The organism is Orrella sp. JC864, from assembly GCF_037026685.1.
Lineage (GTDB): Bacteria > Pseudomonadota > Gammaproteobacteria > Burkholderiales > Burkholderiaceae_B > Orrella.
Genome location: NZ_JBANET010000003.1, coordinates 233,522 through 256,494 on the forward strand (window position 1 = coordinate 233,522; position 22,973 = coordinate 256,494).

Annotated in this window: 23 protein-coding genes; 7 read left to right on the forward strand and 16 right to left on the reverse strand. The window is 68.9% G+C overall.

Going from position 1 to position 22,973, the window contains the following annotated elements:
• From V8Z80_RS04435 to V8Z80_RS04445, 3 genes are read right to left on the reverse strand one after another with little or no spacing between them, the layout of a single operon-like run.
• Entirely contained in the window at positions 1-1,035 is a 1,035-nt protein-coding gene (locus V8Z80_RS04435; protein WP_336061203.1) for a COX15/CtaA family protein, read from the reverse strand.
• A 37-nt stretch (positions 1,036-1,072) separates the two neighbouring features.
• Entirely contained in the window at positions 1,073-1,696 is a 624-nt protein-coding gene (locus tag V8Z80_RS04440; RefSeq protein ID WP_155193296.1) for an SCO family protein, read from the reverse strand.
• A complete protein-coding gene (locus V8Z80_RS04445) occupies positions 1,693-2,496 on the reverse strand; it encodes an SURF1 family protein (protein ID WP_336061135.1) in 804 nt (267 codons plus the stop codon). Before V8Z80_RS04445 ends, V8Z80_RS04440 begins: the two co-directional genes overlap by 4 nt.
• A gap of 45 nt (positions 2,497-2,541) precedes the next feature.
• On the opposite strand from V8Z80_RS04445, the gene V8Z80_RS04450 reads away from it, so the two are divergent.
• Positions 2,542-2,739, forward strand: coding sequence for a twin transmembrane helix small protein (locus tag V8Z80_RS04450; protein ID WP_155193292.1), 198 nt, complete (start codon positions 2,542-2,544; stop codon positions 2,737-2,739).
• 90 nt (positions 2,740-2,829) lie between these two features.
• Here the strand turns inward: V8Z80_RS04450 and V8Z80_RS04455 are convergent, their stop codons facing one another.
• The 5 genes from V8Z80_RS04455 to coxB all read right to left on the reverse strand — a co-directional run bounded on the left by V8Z80_RS04455 (position 2,830) and on the right by coxB (position 7,019).
• Positions 2,830-3,699 carry a cytochrome c oxidase subunit 3 gene (locus V8Z80_RS04455; RefSeq protein ID WP_155193290.1) on the reverse strand — a complete coding sequence of 290 codons (870 nt, stop codon included), beginning with the start codon at positions 3,697-3,699 and terminating at the stop codon, positions 2,830-2,832.
• A gap of 70 nt (positions 3,700-3,769) precedes the next feature.
• The gene (locus tag V8Z80_RS04460) at positions 3,770-3,994 is read right to left on the reverse strand and encodes a DUF2970 domain-containing protein (protein WP_155193289.1); all 225 of its coding nucleotides are present in this window, start codon (positions 3,992-3,994) and stop codon (positions 3,770-3,772) included.
• 9 nt (positions 3,995-4,003) lie between these two features.
• Positions 4,004-4,117 (reverse strand): cytochrome oxidase small assembly protein, encoded by a 114-nt coding sequence (locus V8Z80_RS04465; RefSeq protein ID WP_155193287.1) that lies wholly within the window; start codon positions 4,115-4,117, stop codon positions 4,004-4,006.
• A gap of 41 nt (positions 4,118-4,158) precedes the next feature.
• Positions 4,159-5,766: a cytochrome c oxidase subunit I gene (gene ctaD, locus V8Z80_RS04470; RefSeq protein WP_155193285.1), complete on the reverse strand. Its 1,608-nt coding sequence runs from the start codon at positions 5,764-5,766 to the stop codon at positions 4,159-4,161.
• A gap of 92 nt (positions 5,767-5,858) precedes the next feature.
• Complete coding sequence (gene coxB / locus V8Z80_RS04475; protein WP_155193284.1) at positions 5,859-7,019, reverse strand: cytochrome c oxidase subunit II; 1,161 nt, start codon at positions 7,017-7,019, stop codon at positions 5,859-5,861.
• 310 nt (positions 7,020-7,329) lie between these two features.
• On the opposite strand from coxB, the gene V8Z80_RS04480 reads away from it, so the two are divergent.
• Genes V8Z80_RS04480 through V8Z80_RS04495 form a run of 4 tightly spaced genes read left to right on the forward strand, consistent with a single transcriptional unit; the run spans position 7,330 to position 9,808 of the window.
• Positions 7,330-8,166 carry a DUF4743 domain-containing protein gene (locus tag V8Z80_RS04480; protein ID WP_155193282.1) on the forward strand — a complete coding sequence of 279 codons (837 nt, stop codon included), beginning with the start codon at positions 7,330-7,332 and terminating at the stop codon, positions 8,164-8,166.
• A 29-nt stretch (positions 8,167-8,195) separates the two neighbouring features.
• Complete coding sequence (locus V8Z80_RS04485) at positions 8,196-9,212, forward strand: LacI family DNA-binding transcriptional regulator (RefSeq protein WP_336061205.1); 1,017 nt, start codon at positions 8,196-8,198, stop codon at positions 9,210-9,212.
• A gap of 56 nt (positions 9,213-9,268) precedes the next feature.
• Positions 9,269-9,565: a DUF1640 domain-containing protein gene (locus tag V8Z80_RS04490; protein ID WP_155193279.1), complete on the forward strand. Its 297-nt coding sequence runs from the start codon at positions 9,269-9,271 to the stop codon at positions 9,563-9,565.
• A 12-nt stretch (positions 9,566-9,577) separates the two neighbouring features.
• The gene (locus V8Z80_RS04495) at positions 9,578-9,808 is read left to right on the forward strand and encodes a DUF1640 domain-containing protein (protein WP_155193277.1); all 231 of its coding nucleotides are present in this window, start codon (positions 9,578-9,580) and stop codon (positions 9,806-9,808) included.
• Positions 9,809-9,856: 48 nt separating this feature from the next.
• Here the strand turns inward: V8Z80_RS04495 and V8Z80_RS04500 are convergent, their stop codons facing one another.
• Both V8Z80_RS04500 and rpoH read right to left on the reverse strand, forming a co-directional pair.
• On the reverse strand, positions 9,857-12,418 hold the full coding sequence (locus tag V8Z80_RS04500) for a cation:proton antiporter (protein ID WP_336061136.1): 2,562 nt from the start codon (positions 12,416-12,418) through the stop codon (positions 9,857-9,859).
• Positions 12,419-12,709: 291 nt separating this feature from the next.
• Positions 12,710-13,594, reverse strand: coding sequence for an RNA polymerase sigma factor RpoH (rpoH, locus tag V8Z80_RS04505; RefSeq protein WP_155193273.1), 885 nt, complete (start codon positions 13,592-13,594; stop codon positions 12,710-12,712).
• Between the two features lie 274 nt (positions 13,595-13,868).
• Between rpoH and V8Z80_RS04510 the strand changes: the two genes are divergently transcribed.
• Positions 13,869-14,864 carry a Bug family tripartite tricarboxylate transporter substrate binding protein gene (locus V8Z80_RS04510; RefSeq protein ID WP_155193271.1) on the forward strand — a complete coding sequence of 332 codons (996 nt, stop codon included), beginning with the start codon at positions 13,869-13,871 and terminating at the stop codon, positions 14,862-14,864.
• A 64-nt stretch (positions 14,865-14,928) separates the two neighbouring features.
• A complete protein-coding gene (locus V8Z80_RS04515) occupies positions 14,929-16,695 on the forward strand; it encodes an IlvD/Edd family dehydratase (protein ID WP_336061138.1) in 1,767 nt (588 codons plus the stop codon).
• A gap of 40 nt (positions 16,696-16,735) precedes the next feature.
• On the opposite strand, the gene V8Z80_RS04520 is transcribed toward V8Z80_RS04515, so the two are convergent.
• The 6 genes from V8Z80_RS04520 to V8Z80_RS04545 all read right to left on the reverse strand — a co-directional run bounded on the left by V8Z80_RS04520 (position 16,736) and on the right by V8Z80_RS04545 (position 22,788).
• Positions 16,736-17,644, reverse strand: coding sequence for a LysR substrate-binding domain-containing protein (locus tag V8Z80_RS04520; RefSeq protein WP_155193257.1), 909 nt, complete (start codon positions 17,642-17,644; stop codon positions 16,736-16,738).
• 139 nt (positions 17,645-17,783) lie between these two features.
• Complete coding sequence (locus V8Z80_RS04525) at positions 17,784-18,674, reverse strand: dihydrodipicolinate synthase family protein (protein WP_336061140.1); 891 nt, start codon at positions 18,672-18,674, stop codon at positions 17,784-17,786.
• Positions 18,675-18,740: 66 nt separating this feature from the next.
• Complete coding sequence (locus tag V8Z80_RS04530; protein WP_336061141.1) at positions 18,741-19,712, reverse strand: Bug family tripartite tricarboxylate transporter substrate binding protein; 972 nt, start codon at positions 19,710-19,712, stop codon at positions 18,741-18,743.
• A gap of 68 nt (positions 19,713-19,780) precedes the next feature.
• On the reverse strand, positions 19,781-21,277 hold the full coding sequence (locus V8Z80_RS04535; RefSeq protein ID WP_336061142.1) for a tripartite tricarboxylate transporter permease: 1,497 nt from the start codon (positions 21,275-21,277) through the stop codon (positions 19,781-19,783).
• On the reverse strand, positions 21,271-21,756 hold the full coding sequence (locus tag V8Z80_RS04540; RefSeq protein WP_336061143.1) for a tripartite tricarboxylate transporter TctB family protein: 486 nt from the start codon (positions 21,754-21,756) through the stop codon (positions 21,271-21,273). The genes V8Z80_RS04535 and V8Z80_RS04540 overlap by 7 nt, the downstream gene beginning before the upstream one ends.
• 69 nt (positions 21,757-21,825) lie before the next feature.
• On the reverse strand, positions 21,826-22,788 hold the full coding sequence (locus V8Z80_RS04545; RefSeq protein WP_336061144.1) for a tripartite tricarboxylate transporter substrate binding protein: 963 nt from the start codon (positions 22,786-22,788) through the stop codon (positions 21,826-21,828).
• Positions 22,789-22,973: the final 185 nt, after the last annotated feature.

A 22,973-nucleotide genomic window follows, 5' to 3' on the forward strand; every position in this document is an offset into this window, starting at 1 on the left:
TTAGATCGTCGGGGAAACAGCCGCCGGACGGGGGGCCGCGGCACGTCCGGACCGCGCCAGCCGCACCACCAGCGTCACGCAGGCCAGCACCAGGCCGGCCGCGCCGCCGTTGTGCAGCACCGCGATCAGCAGCGGCCACTGGAAGACGACGGTGGTCAGGCCGGTGAACAGCTGGGCGGCCAGCAGCGCCAGCACCAGCCGCGCCGGGCCGGCCAGGCCAGGCACGGCGCGCATGCGCCAGGCCAGCGGGCCCAGGTAGGCGAACACCAGGAAGGCAAAGTTGCGGTGCACCCAGTGAATGGCTGTCAGGGCGCTTTGGGAGATCATTTCGCCGGACGGAAGTTCCCCCAGCCCCCGGATGATCGAAAAACCGCCGGCGAAGTCCATCTCGGGAATCCAGCGGCCATGGCAGGTGGGGAAGTCCATGCAGGCCAGCACGGCGTAGTTGGTGCTTACCCACCCGCCCAGCGCTATCTGTACGAAAAGCAGCGCCAGGCCGCCTGCCGCCCAGGGCAGGAAATGCCGGGACGCCGCGGGCACGGGCTCGTGCGGCCGCGCCCGCGCCGCCAGCCAGGTCATCAGGGCCAGCAGGCCCATGCCGCCCAGCAGGTGCGCCGTCACCACGGCCGGCATCAGCTGGTGGGTGACGGTCCAGGCGCCGAAGGCCCCCTGCAGGCAGACCGCCACCAGGGTGAGCACCGCCAGGCGCGGGCTGTGGCCCAGCTCGCGCCGGTATCGCCAGGCGAACCAGGCGATGGCGATGATGAGCAGGCCCAGCAGCGCGCCGACGTAGCGGTGGATCATCTCGATCCAGGCCTTGGACAGCGTCACCGGCCCGTAGGGCATGGCCTGCGCCGCCTCGCGGATCTCGCCCAGCGCCCCCAGCGGGCTGAGCTTGCCGTAGCAGCCCGGCCAGTCGGGACAGCCCAGCCCCGAATCGGTCAGGCGCACGAAAGCCCCGAACATGATCAGGTCCAGGGTCAGGAACCAGGTGAAGAAAACCAGCTTGCGGTAGCGGGCCTTGATGCGATCGATATCCATGCTGCCTTGGGGGTCACGGCCTTGCCGGCCGTCAGCCTATGCGGGAGTTGTAGACCAGCTTGCTGACGTCCTTGCGAAACCCCAGCGGATCGGCCTGGTCGGGATACTGCAGGATCAGGTTGCCGTTGGGGTCGATGATCCACATCGGCCCGCGCAGGCCCTGCCCGGCATGCGGCGTGCCATCGAGAAGAAAGGGCTCGAGCTGCTCGCGCCGCGCGCGCACCATCACCGTGCCCCGGTAGGCGTCGAGCACCTTCTGGGGCACCGGCCCGTCATCCAGGATGAACCACACGCGCCGCAGCCGATCGACGTTCTTGCCCTGGCTGGCATGGCTGTTGCGCAGCACGAACAGCTTGCGGGCGCAGGCCTCGTCGCACTCGGCGGTATCGGCGGCCACCAGCAGCCATTCGCCCTTGAGCGAGTTCAGGTCGAAGGGCTGCCCGTCCAGGGTGGCCAGCGCCAGCGCGCCGGCCTCGGGCATGGGCCGCTGCGGCGTGACCAGCTGGCCGTAGTTGGTGGCCTGCGAAGGCCACCACTGCGGGTTGAAGTAGACCACGAAAGCGCCCACGATGGGCGCCAGGGTCACCAGCAGGATGGCGATCAGCGGCGCCAGCGAGCGCCGGGGGCGGGGCGAGCCCGCGGGTTGAGCGGTCATGTCGTTTTGTCTCTCCGTTCAGGTATCCGGTTCGAGGCCCGGCGGCGCCAGGCCCGGGCGGCCACCGCCAGCCAGGCGATCGCCGCGATGGCGGCAAAGCTGAACCACTGCAGCGCATAGCCCACGTTCTGGTCCGCATCCACCGAAGGCTGCGGCCATTGGCGCGCCAGCCCGTCGCCGGCCGGCGACGTCTGCATCAGCACGGCGGGCAGCAGCGCCAGGCCGCTGGCGCGCGCAAGCGCGTCCAGGTCCAGGTTCTGCACGCGCGGCAGGCCGTCCGGTGCGGCCGGACCCGGCCAGCCCTGGGGCAGTTCGCTGTGCGCGCCGGGCAGCTCGAACATGCGCGGCACCCGGGCGGCCAGCTCGCCTTCGACGGTTTGACGGCCCTGCGGCCGGGGCACGGCGGGCAGCGGCTCGCCGCCCAGGGGCCGCGCCATCCAGCCGCGCAGCACCAGCACCGCCTGGCCGCGCCCGCCGTCAAATTCCAGCGGCGTGGCCAGCCACAGGCCGGGCCGCCCGTCCAGGTTGCGGTTGTCCACCAGCACGCTGAGCTCATGGCGCCAGCGGCCGCTGGCGCGGGCCGCGCGCCAGGGCCGCAGTTCGCCGGCATCGACCTCGGGCGACAGCGCAAGCGGCGCCTGCGCCCGGCCGGCCTCGATGGCCTGCGCGATGGCGCGCCGCTCGTGCGCGCGGCCCAGCTGCCAGCGCCCCAGCGAGACGAACACGGCCACCGCCAGCGCCAGCAGCGCCAGCGCCGCGACGGTGCGTCCGGCTCCGGGGTGCCTGCCTAGCTGTGCCATCTCTGCAATAATTTCATCTTTATCCGACGAGACCGGAGGCGCATCATGCGCATCATCGTCATTCTTGCCTTTATCGGCATCCTGGCCAGCCTGGCCTCGGCCGGCGTCTACCTGATGCGCGACAAGGGCACCACCAACCGCACGGTCAACGCGCTGACGGTGCGCATCGGCCTGTCCATCGTACTGTTTTTGTTCGTGCTGCTGGCCCACCACATGGGCTGGATCCAGAGCACGGGCTTTTAGCCGCCGCGCCGAATGGACCGGGGGCCGGCAAGGCCGGCCCCCGGGCTGCTGCGGTCCAGGCGGGCGCGGCGGGCCGCCCGGGCCGCGGCGTCAGAACCAGTAGACGAACAGGTACAGGCCCAGCCACACCACGTCCACGAAGTGCCAGTACCAGGCCGCCCCCTCGAAGCCGAAGTGGTGGGTGGCGGTGAAGTGGCCGCGCATCAGGCGCACCAGGATGACCGTGAGCATGGTGGCGCCCAGCAGCACGTGGAAACCGTGAAAGCCGGTGAGCATGTAGAACAGCGAACCGAAGGCGCCCGAATTGAACTTCAGGTTCAGGTCGGCATAGGCATGGATGTATTCGTAGGTTTGCACGCCCACGAAGATGAAGCCCAGCAGCACGGTGGCCGCCAGCCAGAAGATCGCCTTGGCCCGGTGGCTGGCCCGCAGCGCGTGGTGCGAGATCGTCAGCGTCAGGCCGGAGGTCAGCAGCAGCGCCGTGTTGATGGTGGGCAGCCAGAAGGGGCCGACGGTCTGGAACTCCTCGACCACGCCGGCCGGGCCCAGGTTGGGCCAGACCGCCACGAAGTCGGGCCACAGGAACAGCCGGTGGTCCAGGTCGCCAAGCGTGGGCGTGGTCACCGTGCGCACGTACCACAGCGCGCCGAAGAAGCCGGCGAAGAACATCACCTCCGAGAAGATGAACCAGCTCATGCCCCAGCGGTAGGAGACGTCCACGCGCCTGCTGTTCAGGCCGCCCTCGGACTCGCGGATGGCATCGGCGAACCAGACCCACAGCGAGGCGATCAGGCCGGCCAGGCCGACAAGCAGGATCCACTTGCCGAAGGCCACGCCGTTGATCCAGGTGGCGGCCCCCACGCCCATGGCCAGCAGCGTCACCGCGGTGCGCACCGGATGCGGCGATTCGCCGGGGACGAAATAGTAAGGGGCCTCTTTGACCGAGTGACTGGCACTCATGGTGATCTCCCTGGTACGTGTGTTGTTCTGGTTGATTGTCGGATGTTTTGATCGGCGGGTCGATGCCCTGCTAGCTCAGGCTGGCGACCGCCCAGCGCACGATGAAGACCAGCAGCGCCACGAACAGCGCGCCGGCCAGCAGCCCTGCGATGATCAGGTGCACCGGGTTGAGCTTGGCCGCGTCCTCGTCGTAGCCCGCGCCCTTGCGCACGCCGAACATGCCCCACAGCACCGCCTTGAGCGTCTGCAGGAAGTTCAGCTTGCGGCGCGAGCTGGCGCGCAGATCGTCGGCCATGGCGCTTTCCTAGTGCACCGCGATGTACTGCTTGACGATGACCCAGGCGAACACCGCCGCCACGAAGACCAGGATCGCCAAGGCGGTGTTGCGGTTGCGTCGGCGCTGCTCGGGCGTTTTCATGCTGGGTGGTCCTGGTGGCAAGGCGGTGCGGGCCGGCAAGGCTACTTCACCTCGGGCGGGGTCTCGAAGGTATGGAAGGGCGCCGGCGAGGGCACCGTCCACTCCAGTCCTTCGGCGCCCTCCCAGGGCTTGGCCGGGGCCTGCACACCCTTGCCGCGGTAGCACTTGAGCACGACGTACAGGAACAGCAGCTGCGACAGGCCGAACCAGAACGCGCCGATGGTGGCGATCTGGTGAAAATCGGTGAACTGCGCGGCATAGTCGGCGTAGCGGCGCGGCATGCCGGCCAGGCCCAGGAAGTGCATGGGGAAGAAGGTGACGTTGAACGAGATCATCGTCGACCAGAAGTGGATCTTGCCCAGGCGCTCGTCGTACATGCGGCCGGTCCACTTGGGCAGCCAGTAGTAGGTGCCGGCAAACAGCGCGAACAGCGAGCCGGCCACCAGCACGTAGTGGAAGTGCGCCACGACGTAGTAGGTGTCGTGCACCTGGATGTCGATGGGCGCCATCGACAGGATCAGCCCGGTGAAGCCGCCGATGGTGAACACGAAGATGAAGCCCACCGCGAACAGCATGGGCGTCTCGAAGGTCATGGCGCCGCGCCACATGGTGGCCACCCAGTTGAACACCTTCACCCCGGTGGGGATGGAGATGAGCATGGTGGCGTACATGAAGTAGAGCTGGCCGGTCACCGGCATGCCGGTGGTGAACATGTGGTGCGCCCAGACGATGAAGGACAGCACGGCGATGGCGGCCGTGGCGTAGACCATCGAGGCGTAGCCGAACAGGCGCTTGCGCGCGAAGGCCGGCACGATCGCCGAGACGATCCCGAAGGCCGGCAGGATCATGATGTAGACCTCGGGGTGGCCGAAGAACCAGAACACGTGCTGGTACAGGACCGGATCGCCGCCGGCGGCCGCGTTGAAGAAGCCCGTGCCGAAGTGGCGGTCGGTCAGCAGCATGGTGATGGCCGCGGCCAGCACCGGCATGACCGCGATCAGCAGGTAGGCGGTGATGAGCCAGGTCCAGCAGAACAGCGGCATCTTCATCAGCGTCATGCCGGGCGCGCGCATGTTCAGGATGGTGACGACGATGTTGATCGCGCCCATGATGGACGAGGCGCCCATGATGTGCACGGCGAAGATGGCCAGGTCCATGCCCGGGCCCATCTGCACCGACAGCGGCGCATACAGCGTCCAGCCCGCGGCCGTGGCCCCGCCGTCCACGAAGAACGAGGACGCCAGCAGCAGGCCGGCCACCGGCAGCAGCCAGAAGCTGAAGTTGTTCATGCGGGCAAAGGCCATGTCCGAGGCCCCGATCTGCATGGGGATCATCCAGTTGGCAAAGCCCACGAAGGCCGGCATGATCGCGCCGAACACCATGATCAGGCCGTGCATGGTGGTGAACTGGTTGAACAGCTCGGGCTGGAAGAACTGCAGGCCCGGCTCGAACAGTTCGGTGCGCAGCAACAGGGCCAGCACCCCGCCCTTGATCAGCATGACGAACGAGAAGATCAGGTACATCGTGCCGATGTCCTTGTGGTTCGTCGCGAACAGCCAGCGGCGCCAGCCGTGGGGCATGTGGTGGGCGTGATCGTCGTGGCCGTGGGCGTGCCCGGCCGGGGCGTGATCTGCGGTGACGCTGCTCATGTGGGACTCCTTCCTGCTGAGCGGCAGCCCCGCCTGGGCGGGGCTGGCGAAATCTTATCGAATGTTTCTTCTTGCCGGAGACCGCGGCGCCCTTAGCGGGCCGCCGCCACCTCGGCGGGCATCACGACCGGATCCTGGCCCTTGCCGGCATTGCTCCAGGCGTTACGGGTATAGGTGATGACCGCGGCCACTTCCACGTCGTTGAGCTGCCCGCCGAAGGGGGCCATCGCGGTGCCCGGCTTGCCGTTGAGCACCACCTTGATCTGCTCGTCCTTGGGACCGAGCACCACGGGGTCGCCATCTAGCCCCGGGAAGTTGCCGGGCACGCCCTGGCCGTTGGCCTGGTGGCAGGCCACGCAATTGGCAGCATAGACCTGCTGGCCGCGCGCGACCAGTTCCTCCTGCGTCCATTCCTTGTTGGGATCGTCGGCGGCCTCGGCCAGCTTCTTCTGCTCGCCGGCGGCCCAGGCGGCGTAGTCCTCCTCGGAAACCACCTTGACCACGATGGGCATGAAGGCGTGGTCCTTGCCGCACAGCTCGGCGCACTGGCCACGGAACTCGCCGACCTCCTCGGCGCGGAACCAGGTGTCGCGCAGCAGGCCCGGGATGGCGTCCTGCTTGACGCCGAAGTGCGGGATCATCCAGGAGTGGATCACGTCGGCGGCGGTGACCACCAGCCGCACCTTCTTGCCCACCGGCACCACCATCGGGTTGTCCACCTCCATGAGGTAGAACTCGCTCTTGGGTTCGCGGCCCATGATCTGGGCCTGCGGCGTGGCCAGGTTCGACAGGAACGAGACCCCGGCGGCCTCGCCGTCCATGTACTCGTAGCCCCATTTCCATTGGTAGCCGGTGACCTTGATGGTGAGGTCGGCGCTGGAGGTGTCCTTCATGGCCACCACGGTGCGCGTGGCCGGCAAGGCCATGGCGATGACGATGAAAAAGGGAATGACCGTCCAGGCGACTTCCACGCCCACGTGCTCGTGGAAGGTGGCCGGCTTGACGCCGCGCGATTTGCGGTGCGCCCAGATGGAGTAGAACATCACCCCGAACACGCCGATGAATATCACCAGACAGATGACCAGCATCATCCAGTGCAGCCAAGCCACGTCGCGTGCGATTTGCGTGACGCCTTCGTGCAGGTTGAGCTGATTGACTCTGGGGCCGCCAGGCATGTCCTTGACCTGTGCCGCCGCCATACCGCCAACCAGCATTGCACAGGCGCCCAGCAGTATCCCTCTCCACTTCTTCATGCTGACCTCGAATCTCGGCGCTTGCAGGTGCGACCTGCCGGCGGGTGCCGGCATGGGGTTGTCTCTGGTGCGCGATTAATTATTGAAATAAGGGCAAGCCACGCTAATGAAGGCGTAAGGCCAGGCGCGGTTGCACACGAACCACTAACTAAACTGCGGGATTATAACGAACTTGGCAAAGCGCGCCGCGCGGCCCGCCCCCCGGCGCGCGCGCCCGGCTCGCCCCGCCGCCCCGGCCCTCCCTGAAACAGGCCGTAAAGCGCCGCCGGCTGTAGGCCCGGCGCAAGATCGCTGCACTACAATCGCCGCCATGCCAGATCATCCGCTGCCCGCCACGCCCGCGCAACTGCAGGCCCTGTATGCGCGCCTGTGCGCCGCCGCCCAGGAAACCCCCTACGAAGGTTCGCTGCCCTTGTGGGTGGCCGCACGCCGCTGCGGCTGGGCCACGCCGGCGGCCTGCGCGGCGCTGCGCGCGCTGCCGGGCGTGCGCCTTGGCCCGGACCGCCTGGACATCGGCGCGGACCTGGCGCCCGGCGCCGGGCTAAACGCCCTGCTGGCGCAGGCCGCCCAGGCGCTGCGCCAGGCCGGCTGCGTGCGCGGCTGGCGCAACGAGCTGCTGGATGTGCATCCCGAGGATGGCAGCGGCGCCATCGGCGTGCTCGAACGCGCGGCCATGCGCCCGCTGGGCCTGCTGACCCAGGCCGTGCACCTGAACGCCTGGACCCCCGATGGCAGGCTGTGGATCGCGCGGCGCGCGCTGACCAAGAACTCGGATCCGGGCATGTGGGATACGCTGGTGGGCGGGCTGGCCAGCAGCGGCGAGACGCTGGAGCGCTCGCTGCTGCGCGAATGCGCCGAAGAAGCCGGCCTGTCGCCGGCCGACGTGGCCGGCCGCACGCCGCTGCGCACCATCCTGCGCATGCGCCGCCGCCTGCCCGAAGGCCTGCAGAACGAGGACATCCTGACCAGCACCTGCGTGCTGGCGCCTTCGGCGGCGCCGCGCAACCAGGACGGCGAGGTCATGGAAATCCGCCACGAACCGCTGGACACCGTGATGCGCATGCTCGAGGCCGGCGAGTTCACCGAAGAAGCAGCCCTGGTCATCGTCCAGGACATGCTGTTTCGTTTCTGCAAGGAACCCGCCTGAAACGCCCCGGCCGCGCCACCTTGCAAGACGTGGCCCGGCTCGCCGGGGTCAGCGCCATGACCGCCTCGCGCGCGCTGAACGCGCCGGCCAGGGTCAGCGCCGCGGTGCGCGCGCGGGTCGAGCAGGCCTGCCGCGACCTGGCCTACCAGCCCAACCGCGCCGCCAGCGCGCTGGCCGGGGCGCGTTCGCGGCTGGTGGTGGCAGTGGCGCCGGCCTGGGAAGACCCGGCGGTGGCCGCGCTGCTCGAAGGCGCCAGCCACGCCCTGGCCGCCTTGGGATACGCCACCGTGCCGGTACGCCTGCCGGCGCCGGGCCATGCGGCCGGCGCCGCCGCCCTGCAGCCGTGGCTGGCCTACGCGCCGGACGGCATCGTCTTTGCCGGCACGCATCCGGATGCCGACATGCTGGTGCGCCTGCAGCAACACGATTTGCCCTGGACGCAGGCCGGCGCCGGGCCGACGAGTGCCGGCCCGATCGCCGGCGCGGGCGCGGGGCCCCGGGCGCAGGCCATCGGCCAATGCGCCATCGCGCACCTGCATGCGCGCGGGTACCGGCGCGTGGGCATCGTGTGCGCGCAAGGCGAACTGGGCGCCATCGAACGGGCCGACGCCGCATTGCGGGCCATGCAGGCGCATGGCCTGGCCGCCGAGCCGCAGCGCGTGGCCGCCGCGTCCGAGCCCCCCTCGCCGGAACTGGGCGCGGCGCTGGCGCAAGCCCTGCTGCAAACCACGGACTGCGATGCCCTGTTCCTGACGCACGACCTGCTGGCCTGGGGCGCCTTGCATCATTGCCGGCAGCGGGATCCGGACGGAGTCTGGTCCGGCGCGCTTGCTTTGGTCGGCGTGCACGACCTGCCCGCCTCGCGCTGGCTGCATCCGGCCTTGAGTTCGGTGGACACGCGCCCGCAAGCGGCGGGCGAACAGGCAGCAAGGGAATTGATAGAACGTGTGGAAGGCCCCGCGCGCAAGGCCCACTGGTTCGATACCGGCTGCGCAATGGCCCAGCGCCAAAGCAGCCAGGGGCCGGGCACCGGCAGCCCTGGCTGAATTGATCCACGCCGAAACTTTGCCGGCCGGGCCGCCACGGCGATAGAATCGCAGCCATGCCCACCGTCACCTTCGACACCCTCAAGTTCGTGCGCACCCTGGAAGCCGGCGGCCTGCCGCCCCAGCAGGCGGAGGCGATCTCCAATGCCGTGCGCGATTCGCATGACACTTCCGAGTTGGCAACCAAGGCCGACCTGCGCAGCGCCCTCGGCGAGCTCGAGCATCGCATCGATGCCCGCTTCGCCGCCGTGGATGCCCGCTTCACCCTGCTCGAGCAGCGCATGACGATCAAGCTCGGTTCCATGCTGATCGTGGCCGTGGGCGCGATGGCGGCCATCGCCAAGATCCTGTAGCGGGCAGCAGCCATGCCGACCGTCAACTTCGATACCCTCAAGTTCGTGCGCACCCTGGAAGCGGCCGGCGTCCCGTCCCCGCAGGCCGAGGCGATTTCCTACGCCGTGCGGGACGCGCAGGACCTGTCCGACTTGTCGACCAAGTCGGACCTGCGCGAACTCGAACAGCGCATGACGATCAAGCTCGGCTCCATGCTGATCGTGGCCGTGGGCGCGATGGCGGCCATCGCCAGGCTCTTGTAGGCAGCCGGCGATACGATGGCTTGCCGGGCCACGCCAGGCCCGGCCCGGCTATGTGGTTGGCGTGACACCCGATTGCCGGCCGGCCTCGCCGCCGTTCTCGCCAGGGTGCGCTTGCAGCGCAGCCTGGTGCCTGCGCCACACCTGCAGCGCCCGCAGGCGCTCCTGCGCCACGCGCTCGATGCGCTTGCGCAGATCGGCGTCGCGTTCGAGCAGGGCGCGGAAATCGCGCGCCGAGAGCATCAGCAGGCGGCTGTAGCCCAGCGAGGTCGCCGTGGTCACCACGGTTTCACCCGAAAGCAGCGCCATTTCGCCGAAGAACTCGCCGCTACCCAGCTCCAGGCCGGTGCCGTCCGGCAGGCCGATCTTGACCGCACCCGAGGCGACGAAACACATCATCGCACCCTGGCGGTTGCGTACCGTCACCGGCTGCTCAGGCAGCGCCAGGCGCGGTTTGAGCAAGCCCTCGATGGCTTGCCGCGCCTGCGGCGCCAGGCCTGCGAACAGCGGCACGCGGGCGATCAGCTCGCCGGCGGTCATGCCGATGTCCAGCTCGGGGCTTCGGTCGATGTAGCGCCAGCGCGCCTGCAGCTGCATCATCAGGTCGGCATAGACCTCGCCGCTGATCAGCGACTGCTCCAGCATGTCGCGGTAGCGGCTGCGTTCCAGCTCGCGCGCCACGCGGCCCAGGTAGGCCTCCTGCAGCCATTCGGCATAGCCGGGATATTGCAGCGCCATGGCCGAGAGCGCGTCCTGGATCAGGGCCAGGCGATGCGCATGCAGGGCCAGGATGCGGTCGGTCGCCGCCTTGCCCAGCAGCGGCTGCACCTGGTGGCGGGCGAAGTCCATCAGGCGCTGCGCCACCGAGCGCTTGCTCATCAGGCTGGAGAAGCGCTGGGCCAGCTCCTGCGCCAGCCAGCGGCGCAGGCCCAGCCGGTCGTGCAGCTCCAGCGCCAGGCGAAAGCCGCGCGAATAGCGCAGGTCGTGCACGATGGCGGCCTCGAAGCCCTGTTCGCCGTTGGCGCGCACCGCCTCGCCCATGGCCTGGGCACGCGCCAGCAGCCGCTCGGCCAGGCGCCAGTCGACGATCTGGGCCTTGAGGATGCCGAAGAACATTTCCTCCTCGCGGGCGGCCATCATCGACAGGCCGACCTTGACCTGCTGGTCCTCGTCCAGGCGCGAGACCGGGCTTTCGTGCACGGCGGACAGGCTGGCGTCGAAGACCGCCGCCACGCGCTGCTGGGCAGCCGGGCTGATGTGGTCCTCCTGGGCGATCTGCCCGGTGCGCTCCTGCAGGTCTTCCAGCGCCACCGTCAGCGCCTGGTTGCGCAAGGTGCGCTCGACCGGCGAGAGTGCGTTCAGGCCCAGCATGCGGATCAGCGTGCGCAAGGTGGTGCCGCTGACGAACAGCGTGGCCAGCACGAAGCCCGTGACCACCACCGCGATGAAGTTGCGCGCGTCCGGATCGACCGCCTGGTGCTCGGTCACCGCCAGCGCCAGGGCCAGCGACACCGCTCCGCGCAGCCCGCCCCAGCACATCACCGCCTGGTAGCGCCGCCCGACCCGCTGGCCGATGCGCACCACGCCCAGCAGCGGCAGCAGGCCGAACACCACCAGCGCCCGCGCGGCCAAGGTGGCCGCGAACACCACGCCGATCATCAGGAAGTCGAACAGGCTGGTGTCGGCCATCAGGCGCGGCACCAGCATGGCGGCGAACAGGAAGATCAGCGAATTGGCCCAGAACCCGAACTGCGCCCAGGCGCTGGCCAGGTGTTCGAAGGTGGTGGGCGACATGCGCGTGCGCCCGCTCGACCCCACCACCAGCCCGGCGATGACCGTGGCCACCACGCCCGATACGCCCAGGTAGTGCTCGGAAATGAAGAAGGTGAGATAGGCCAGGGTCAGCGTCAGCGTAATCTCGGCCACGGGCCAGCCGCGCAGCCAGCCGAACAGCTGCCCGGCCAGGCGGCCCATGGCCAGGCCCGCCAAGCCCCCGCCCAGGAACTGCACCAGGAAATCCTGCCCGATGGCCAGGGCGCTCAGTTCTCCTTGGCCGCCCAGCACGGCCAGCAGCACCGAATACAGGGCGATGGACGCCGCGTCGTTGAACAGGCTTTCGCCCTCGACCAGCGTGGTCAGGCGCCTGGGCGCGCCGACCTCGCGGAAGATGCCCACCACCGCCACCGGATCGGTGGTGGCCACGATGGCCCCCAGCAGCAGGCAGACCACCAGGCCATAGTCCGACACCCAGGCCAGCGTATAGCCCACCACCAGCGTGCAGACCAGCACGGCCACGATGGCCATCATGAGGATGGGGCCGATCTCGTCGAGCAGGCGCCGCACGTTCATGGCCAGCGCCGTCTCGAACAGCAGCACCGGCAGGAAGACGATCAGGAAGGTCTCGGACGAGATCTCGAAATGCTCGATGCTGTCCAGGAAATCGGCCACCACGCGCGGGGCCCAGTCGTGCACGTGCACGACGTAGCCCAGCGCGCAGCCCACCAGCGCCAGCAGCACCGAATACGGCAGCTTCAGCCGGCCGGCCAGCGGCGGCATGAAGCACACCAGGGTCAGCAGGCCCGCCAGGCCGAACACCAGGAAACCGATTTCCATTGCGCATCCTGCCGGGCGCGCCCCGGCTGTCCTGCCTAGGATAGCGGTTTTGGCAATGGGTCCTGGTCGAACTGCCCCAAAAAAAAGGGGCACCTGCGAAGGTGCCCCTGAAACATCCGTCCCATGGGGGAGGGGAAAGAGGAGAAGCCGAGACGGATGTCCGGACCGCAACGCAAGGCTTGGCTCCTGCGCTTGCGCTCCATGCTGGTTAGTCCGCCCCGGCTCGCCCGAGTTCCGGGCCTTGATGGAAAAAAATCTGGGCTGTTTGTGTCCAGGAATGACCCGCGGCGCTCAGGCCGACAGCGCCGCCCGCATCTTCTTGAGGGCCGCCGCCTCGATCTGGCGGATGCGCTCGGCCGAGACGCCGAATTCCTGGGCCAGCTCGTGCAGCGTGGCGCCGCCGTCGTCCTGCAGCCAGCGGGCTTGCACGATGCGGCGCGAACGCTCGTCCAGGCTTTCCAGCGCGCTGGACAGGCCGCTGCCTTGCAGGTCGGCATAGGCCTGGCGTTCGAGCACCTGGGTGGGCTCCTGGGCGCCCTCGTCCGACAGATAGGCGATGGGCGCGTAGCGCTCGTCCTCTTCGTCCTGGTTGTCCAGGGCCATGTCGCGGCCGGACAGGCGCACTTCCATCTCGGAGACGTCTTGCGGGCGCACGTTCAGCTCGCGCGCGATGGCGTCCACCTGGGAAGGATCGAGCGTCTGGCCATCCGGGCGCATGCTGCGCAGGTTGAAGAACAGCTTGCGCTGGGCCTTGGTGGTGGCCACCTTGACCAGCCGCCAGTTGCGGATGATGAACTCGTGGATCTCGGCCTTGATCCAATGGACCGCGAACGAAACCAGGCGCACCCCGCGCTCGGGATCGAAACGCTTGACGGCCTTCATGAGGCCGACGTTGCCTTCCTGGATCAGGTCGGCCTGCGGCAGGCCATAGCCCAGGTACTGGCGCGAGACCGAGACCACCAGGCGCAGGTGGGAGACCACCAGCTGGCGCGCGGCCTCGATCGAGTCGTGGTCGCGCAGCTCGCGCGCCAAGGCGGTTTCCTGCTCGGCGGTGAGCACCGGCACGCTGTTGACGGCGGCGATATAGGCGTCCAGGGTGCCCAGGGCACCCGGATTGGAAATGGCCCTGGAGAGCGAGGCGCTGGACAGGGCCAAGGCGTGGTTGGCAGTAGTCATTGCAGGTCGCTCCGTAAAGGGGGTTGCGACGATGAAACCATCTTAGCACTCTGGCGTCGTGAGTGCTAATTGGAGACCGCGCACTAGGGAAAGTTCCCCCATTGAGATCGTCCCTTTTTCTCGGCAGCCGGCTCGGCCAGCTCGCCGGCCAGCCTGGCAAAGCTCAACAATATTTCGTTCTGAACGAGCCGGAACGACGGTTCGGGCCAGGCTTTGCCCTGAATAATGTCGCCAGCGGCCCCAGCGCCGCCCGACAAGAACACGGAGACAAGACATGCCCGATATCGCCAAAAGGCGGCGCCTGGCCGCCGCGGCCCTGCTGCTGGCCGGCGGCCTGGCCGCACCGCTGGCGCCGGCCCTGGCCGCCTATCCCGAAAAACCGCTGCGCCTGGTGGTGCCCTACCCGCCTGGCGGCGCCACCGACGTGGTGGGCCGCGTGGTGGCCATGGGGCTGTCCGAGGAGCTCAAGCAGCAGGTCGTGGTGGAGAACCGCGGCGGCGCCGGCGGCAACCTGGGCGCCGACGCCGTGGCCCGTGCCGAGCCCGACGGCTATACCCTGCTGATGGGCGCCATCACCTCCCATTCGATCATGGCGACGCTGGAGAAGGACCGCATCCCCTACAAGCTGATGCAGGACCTGACGCCGGTGGCCACCATCGCCGCCGTGCCGCTGGTGTTCGTGGTCAACCCCAAGGTGCCGGTGCAGAACCTGAAGGAGCTCATCGACTACGCCGGCGCCAACCCCGGCAAGCTGACCTACGCTTCCTCGGGGGCCGGCGCGCCGCAGCGCATGGCCGCCGAGCTGTTCAAGCGCCAGGCCAAGGTGGACCTGCTGCACGTGCCCTACCGGGGCAGCGGCCCGGCCATGACCGATCTGGTGGGCGGACAGGTGCAGACCATGGTCGAGACCGTGCCCGCCGCCCTGCCCTTCATCAAGAGCGGCCAGCTGCGTCCCCTGGCGGTGACCATGCCCGAGCGCATCTCGCTGCTGCCCGAGGTGCCCACCGCCGCCGAGGCGGGGCTGCCCGGCTTCGAGGTCGCCTCGATGTTCGGCGTGCTGGTGCCCGCCCAAACGCCCCGGCCTATCGTCGAGCAGCTCAACGCCGCGCTGGTGCGGCTTTTGCAGCGGCCCGACATCCAGGAAAAGCTGCTCGGCCAGGGCGCCTATACGGTCCCGCCCGCCGACGCGGACCAGGCGCGGGCGCGCCTGCAGGCCGAAGTCGACAAGTGGGCGCAGGTGATCCAGGACGCCCGCATCACTGTCGATTGAAGGCCGCCGGCGGGACGGCAGGACAGTCCCGCCTCTTCCCGTTTCCTGTCTCACCGGACCGTCCATGTCATCGCAGCAAGACCCCAAGAACACCCGCGCCGGCCAGGCCACCGGCATGCGCCGCGGCCTGACCAGCTACGGCGACGCCGGCTTTTCCCTGTTCCTGCGCCGCGCCTTCATCAAGGGCGCCGGCTTCTCGGACGAGGCCCTGGACCGCCCCATCGTGGGCATCGCCAATACCGGCAGCGGCTACAACCCCTGCCACGGCAACATGCCGCAACTGGTCGAGGCGGTGCGGCGCGGGGTGATGCTGGCCGGCGGCCTGCCGGTGGAGTTTCCGACCATCTCGGTGCACGAAAGCTTCGCCTCGCCGACCAGCATGTACCTGCGCAACCTGATGTCCATGGACACCGAGGAGATGATCCGCGCCCAGCCCATGGACGCGGTGGTGCTGATCGGCGGCTGCGACAAGACGGTGCCCGCCCAGCTGATGGGCGCGGCCTCGGCCGGCGTGCCGGCCATCCAGCTGGTGACCGGCTCGATGCTGACCGGCTCGCACCGCGGCGAGCGGGTGGGCGCCTGTACCGACTGCCGCCGCTTCTGGGGCAAGTACCGCGCCGACGAGATCGATGATGCCGAGATCGCCGACGTCAACAACCAGCTGGTGGCCAGCGTGGGCACCTGCTCGGTGATGGGCACGGCCAGCACCATGGCCTGCATCGCCGAGGCGCTGGGCATGACGGTGCCGGGCGCGGCCTCGCCGCCGGCGGTGACGGCCGATCGCATGCGCATCGCCGAGCGGACCGGCGCCCAGGCGGTGGGCATGATCGCGCAGCGGCTCACGCCCGAGCGCATCCTGACGCCGGCCGCCTTCGAGAACGCCCTGCGCGTGCTGCTGGCCATCGGCGGCTCGACCAACGGCATCGTGCACCTGACCGCGGTGGCGGGCCGGCTGGGCATCGAGATCGACCTGCAGGCCTTCGACCGCATCGGCCGCGAGACGCCGGTGCTGGTCGATCTCAAGCCCTCGGGCCAGCACTACATGGAAGACTTCCACAAGGCGGGCGGGCTGCGCACGCTGCTGCACGAGCTGCGGCCGCTGCTGCGCCTGGACGCGCTGACCGTCACCGGGCGCACGCTGGGCCAAGAGCTGGATGCCGCCGGCCCGCCCTTCGCCCAGGACGTGGTGCGGCCGTTCTCGCGGCCCATCTACGCGCAAGGCGGCATCGCCGTGCTGCACGGCAACCTGGCGCCGGGCGGGGCCATCATCAAGCAGTCGGCCGCCAGCCCAGCGCTGATGGAGCACGAGGGCCGCGCGGTCGTTTTCGAGGACCTGCAGGACCTGGCCGAACGCATCGACGACCCGGACCTGGACGTGCGGGCCGAGGACGTGCTGGTGCTCAAGCACATCGGCCCGACCGGCGCGCCGGGCATGCCCGAGGCCGGCTACCTGCCCATCCCGCGCAAGCTGGCCCGCGCCGGCGTCAAGGACATGGTGCGCATCTCCGACGGGCGCATGAGCGGCACGGCCGCCGGCACCATCGTGCTGCACGTTACGCCCGAGGCGGCCGTAGGCGGGCCGCTGGCCTGCGTGCAGAACGGCGACCGCATCCGCCTGAGCGTGGCGCGGCGCGAAATCAGCCTGCTGGTGGACGAGGCCGAGCTGGCCAGCCGCCAGCGGGCCTGGCGGCCGCGGCCCGAACGCGCGGGCGATGACCGGGGCTATCGCAAGCTGTTCCTGCAGAACGTGACGCAGGCCGACCAAGGCGTGGACTTCGCCTTCCTGCAGGCGCGCCAGGCCCGGGGCAAGACGCCGCAGCCGCGCGGATAGCACGCCGCCCTGGCGGCTGGTGCCCCCGCCGGCAAAGAATCTAGGCCGCGCGCGGCCCGGGACGGGGCGCGGCCGCGCCTGCCGCGAACACCGCCTGGCATTGGTCCAGGAAGGCCTCGGCCAGCAGCCCGCGCGGGCCCTGCGCCAGCCATACCAGGCCGACCCGGCGCACCGGCGCGCGATCGGGCAGGGCAATGCGCGCCAGCGCGTAGTTGGTGGACCACAGCGAGGACCAGTCCGGCAGCAGGGCCACACCCAGGCCCTGGTCCACCAGCGCCGCCACCCCCAGCAGGCTGTCGATCTCCAGCCGCTGCCTTGGCACGATGCCGTGATCGCGCAGATACCGGTCGGCCAGCTGCCCGCCCAGCACCGAGCGGTCGTAGCGGATGAACGGCTGGGTGCGCAGCAGCTCGAGCGCGTCGGCATCCTGCAGGGCGGCCGGCGCCACCACCACCAGCGGCTCTTCCATGACCGCCTGCCAGCGGCAGGCCTTGCCCAGCGGGAATTGCGGCTCGACCACGATGGCGGCATCGAGCTCGCCCTCGTGCACGCGCCGGCACAGGTCCACCGACGAGCCGGGCATCACGAACACCGGCAGGCTGGGATGGCGCTCGTAGAAGCGCTTGAGCACCGGCGGCAGCACGCTGGTCATGGCCGACACGAACACGCCCAGGCGCAGTTCGCCGGTGGCCGAAGCGTCGTCGGCCGCCGCCACCAGGTCGCGCGCATCGCGCAACAGGGCGCGGGCGCGCTCCATGATGCGCAGGCCCGCCTCGGTGGCCCGCACCGAGCGGCCCGCGCGCTTGACCAGCGACAGGCCCAGGCTTTGCTCCAGCGCCTTGACCCGGGCCGCCACGGCGGTCGAAGTCAGGTCCAGCTGCCGCGCGGCCTGCGCGAAGGAGCCGCTTTCCACGACGGTGACGAAGCTTTGCAGGTAGCGGATGTCCATGTCGATCCCCCAAGGCGCCCCTGCGCAGCCGGCCGCGCGGGACGCCTGTCTTTTTCCGGCGGGCGGGGCGACACTATGACGCAAAACAGGCGCCCTTGCCATGGGGGGAAGAGACGGACCGCCGCCGTCCGACGGCGGTTCAAGCCTCGTAGCGCAGCACGCTTTCGAGCTGGGTGCGGATGGCCGCCTGGCGCGCCGGGTCGGGCTGGGGCATGGGCATGCGCGGGCCTCCCGCGGGGCAACCCTGCAGGGACAAGGCATACTTCACATTGGCGGGCAGGTTGTCGGCGAACAGCGCATTCCAGAAGCGCAACAGCGCGCGATGGATCTGCAGGGCCCGCGCATGGTCGCCGGCCTGCACGGCGTCCCACAACGCCACGGTCACGCCCGGCACCGCAGCGGGATTGGCGGCGATGGTGCCATGCGCGCCCAGGGCAAAGGAGGGATACAGCAAGGCATCCACGGCGGTGAACACCTGCTTGCCTTCGGGCAGGTCGATCAGCAGGTCGGCCATGAGCTTGAGGTCGCCCGCGCTCTGCTTGACGCCGACCACGCCAGGCAGCCCCTTCATCAGGCGCACCAGCAGCGCCGGGCTCAGGTAGTTCCAAGGCACCACGTTGTAGATCACCACCGGCAGCCCGACCTCGCGGGTCAAACGCTCGAAATGGGCATAGGTGGCATCCTCGTCCGGCTTGAAGACGTAATGAACCGGCGTCACCTGCAGGGCGGCCACGTTGTGGCGCGCCACGGCCTTGGACATTTCGATGGCCTTGGCCGTGCTGTTGGCGATCACGCCGGCCACGATGGGCACGGCGCCCTGGATTTCTTCGTTGGCGATCTCGCACAGGCGCGCCAACTCCTCGGTCGACAAGGTATGGCCCTCGCCCGTGCTGCCGCCGATGCATATGCCATGGACCTTTTTCTCGAGCATGAAGCGCACCGTCCCGCGAAACGCGGCTTCGTCGATGGTCTCGTCGTCCTTGAAGGGGGTGACCAGGGGGGGAATGATGCCTTTGAGTGCTTGCGACATGGAAATCGACCTTTGCTTGTGGGTGAATGGACGGAAATGACGGGAAGGCGGCGACGTGAGGCCGGATCAGGGCGTGCGCCGCAAGGCCTTAAGCACCTGGGCGACCTGCTCCTCGTGCCGGACCATGAACTCGCGCAACTCGTGCGAACCCAGCCAGACCGGTTCGAAGCCGCGCGAGCGCAAGGCCTGCTGGAAGCCTTCGCTGTCGTAGGCCTGCTTGAGCAAGCCCTCGATACGGGCAAGCAGGGCCGGCTCCATGCCGGCCGGACCGGCCAGCGCGCGCCACGTGCCGCCGGCGTAGACCTTGCCCAACTGCTCGGCCACGGTCGGCACGTCCGGATAGCGGTCCAGGCGCTCATGGGCCAGCACGCCTATGGTTTTGACGTGGCCGGCGCGAGTCAGCGCATCGGTTTCCGGCACGGAAGCCAGCACCACGTCCAGCCCTCCTGAAACCAGTTCCTGCAGCCCGGCCGCCGAGCCTTGCGCAGGCACGAAGGTGACCTGGGAGACGTCCACGCCCTGGTCCATCAGCATCGAGGCGAACGGGATGTCCCAACTGGCGTTGCAGGTGCCGCCGCAGGAAATGCGCACGCTCGACGGGTCGGCCTTGAGCGCGGACACCAGCGCCGGCACGTCCTTGAACCGCGAACCGCTGGCCACGTGGATGGCCGCCGGGTCGGCATTGAACTGGCCTATGGGCGTATAGGAATCCGCGGTGAAATCGGCCTGGCCCAGCAGCGTGTATTGCGCGTAGGGCGAAAGCTGGCCCAACGTATAGCCGTCGGGCCTGGCGCGCACATAATTGGTCATGCCCACCACGCCCCCGCCCTGCGCCTGGTTGACGATGGTAAAGCGCTGGCCTGAGACGGCTTCCAGTTCGCGCGCCAGCATGCGCATGGTGTAGTCGCTGCCGCCGCCTGCGCCGGCGATGACGATCAGGGTCACCGGCCGCTGGGGCCAGTCGGCCTGCGCCTGTGCCACGCCTGCGATGCATAGCGCCGCGGCCGCCAGCACGGCCTTGCCAGAACGTAATGACATGGTGCCTCCTTTGGCAAAGGGAACGCGAAAATCGAGGGAGCGGCCCGCGCAGGGCCGGACTTGGAACATCAGGCCTGGCGCGCGCCGCGGCGGCGCATCAGCCGGCCGGCCAGAATCAGCAGCCAGGCCAGCGCCGTGACCGCGCCCAGCGCCAAACCCAGGGGGCGGTCCACGAACGCCGCCAGATCGCCGGAGGACTTGAGCATCGTGGTCATGAACGATTGCTCGATCATGGGTCCGAGAATCAGGCCCAGCACGGCCGGCGCGAAAGGAATCTCGTTGGCCTCCATCATGTAGCCCAGCATGCCGATTACCGCGATGACGCCCACGCTGAACAGCGTGTTCTCCACGGCGAAGGCGCCCAGGATGCAGAACATCAGGATCGAGGGAGCGATATAGGCGGCCGGAATGCGCACGATCAGCCCGAATGCCCGGATGCAAAGCACGCCCAGCGGGATCATGACCAGGTTGGCCACGAAGAAGATGGCGAAGATCGTGTAGATCGTTTCGGGATGGTTCAGGAACAGTGTGGGACCCGGATTGAGCCCCTTGAGGAACAACACGCTGATGACGATGGCCGTGACCGCGTCGCCGGGAATGCCGAACACGGTGGCCGGTATGTAGGCCCCGCCCACGCTGGCATTGTTGGAGGCGCCGGCGGACATGATCCGCTCCTGCCTGCCCGCATCGTCGTCGCGCGCGCCTACCCGCGAGACCTTGCCGGTGATGGCGTACGAAATCCACGCGGCGATATCCTGGCCCGCGCCGGGAATCGTGCCTACCAGCGTGCCCACCGCGCCGCCTCGCAGCACGCCGACCTTGTGGCGCCACACCAGCCCGGGCATGATCCGCAACAGGCTGGTGTCGTCGCGCGGCGCACTGGCGAGCGCGCCGTCGGCTTGCTGGCTGCCGCGCAGCAGTTCGGACAGGGCAAAAAAGCCGATCAGCACCGGAATCAGGCCGGGGCCGCTCAGCAGATTGGGATCGCCGAAGGTGAACCGGGGTATGCCGCCCACCGGATCCATCCCGATGGTGGCGATCCCCAGACCCAGAAACAAGGACGCCAGCCCTTTGACCAGGGAGGGGCCAGCCACGAAGATGGCGCAACTCAGGCCCACCACCGCCAGCCAGAAGTACTCCACGCTGCTGAATGAAAGCGCGATACTGGCCAACGAGGGCGCAGCCACCATCAGCACCACCGCGCTGATCAGTCCGCCGATCACCGAAGCGACCAGGCTGCAGCCCAGCGCCACCGCGCTCTTGCCTTCGCGGGTCAGGCCATGGGCGTCATCCGTATAGGCCGCCGAGGCGGGCGTGCCCGGCATGCGCAGCAACGCGCCCGGGATGTCGCCCGCGAAGATCGCCATGGAGGAACAGGTAATGATGGCCGCCACCGCCGGGATCGGGTCCATGAGTGTGACGATGGGCACCAGCAGCGCCACCGACATCAGCGCCGTCAGGCCGGGAATGGCGCCGATGACCAGGCCGTAGGCGGCGGTGGCCAACACCACGCCGAGCAGGTAGGGATCGAATACCTGGGCCAGGACAGTCGAGACATCTACCATATCAGGTACTCCGAAATATCGGTCAATGGCCCCCAGGGCAGCGGCACGCCCAGCAGCGAGGCGAACAACAGGGTCAAGGCCAGCGAGACGACAAGGGCCACCAGCACGGCACGCGCCAGCGGCACGCCTCGCAGGCGCAGCATCGCCGTCATGATCAGCGTGGAAGTCGGAAGAAAGCCCAGCGTGTCGGCCAGCAGTATGTAGATCGGCAAGGCCAGCAAGATGCTCCAGAAGCGCAGCGCCAGCAGGCGCGAGCGCGACCATTGCGGCCGGACCCACCACACAGCGGTGCGCAGCGTGGCCAGCGACTTGAGCGCAATCGCCAGGCCGGTGGCGGTCAGTCCCGCGCCCACGATCGCGGGAAACAGACCGGGACCGTAATCCACATGGCGGGGCGCGGGCAGCGAACCCGCATACCCGCAAACCAGGGCGCCGAGCGCCACAAAGAACAGACCGACAAACAGGTCATGGACCTTCACATCATCCTCCGCGCGGAAAGTGCGGCCGGGCAGGCGCTTACCGGCCGGCACGCGCCTGGGGCAAACCGGTCAGCGGGCGGCGTAACCCAGCGCCCGCATGACGCGCTCGGTCTCGTCCTCGTGTTGCGTCATCAAGGCTTGCAGCGCCTGGCGGTCGAGGTAGCGCACGCCGAAATTGCCGCGACTCATGGCCTGCAGGAAGGTCTCGCTGCGCACGGCCTGGGCGATGGCCTGTTCCCACGCCCGGGCGATGTCATCGGGCATGCCCGCCGGCCCGGCCAGCGCGCGCCAGGTGCCGCCGTCCACCGGTTTGCCCAGCGCCTGGCCGGCCAGCGGCACCGCCTCGAATCCCGGCACCGGCTCGGGGCTCAGGACAGCGAGCGGGCGCACGTGGCCTGCCGAGGCCAGGGCCGCCGCCTCGGGCAGGGAGGCCGTCTGGAAATCCACCCCCCCGGCCGACAGCTCGGTCAACCCGCCGGCGGCACCCTGGCCGGGCACCCACCGCACCTTCTCCACGTCGATGCCGTAGTCCAGCATCATCGCCGCCACGGGCACGTCCCAGACGCTGCCGCAGGCGCCGCTGCAATGCACGGAAAAGGCGGCAGGATCGGCCTTGATGGCATCCAGCGCCTCCTTCAGGGATTGGAAGCGCGAGCGGCTGTTGACCAGCAGCGCGGCGGAATCGCCATTGAAATTGCCCAGCGGCGTGAAATCGGCCGCCTTGAAATCCGCCTGTCCGACGTACTTGTAGCCAGCGTAGGGAAACAGCAAGCCCACCGTGTAGCCGTCCGGACGGGCGCGCATCAGGGTGTTCAGGCCCACCACGCCGCCGCCTTGGCCCTGGTTGATGATGGTGACCGGTTTGCGGAATATGCGCTCCAGTTCCCGGCCCAGCATGCGCGTGGTGGTATCGCCGCCGCCGCCCGCGCCGGCAGGCACGATGATGGTCAAGGGCCGGGCGGGAAACTCTGCGGCCTGCGCGGGCATTGACGCGGCCAGCGCCAGGCAGAACAGGGCTGCTATGCGTTTCATTGGACTCCTCCGTGAGTGGACAGGACTGGCGGATCAGACGTCCGTCTTTATCCCTTTATTCAGAATATAATATCCGAACAGTTATTTTTATTCCAGCATAAATTTACGGCGGCGCCTTCCCTCGGCCGGGCCTTGGCCGACGCGTAGGCAGGCAGGCCGGGAGACCGGATGCGACCACAGGGGCC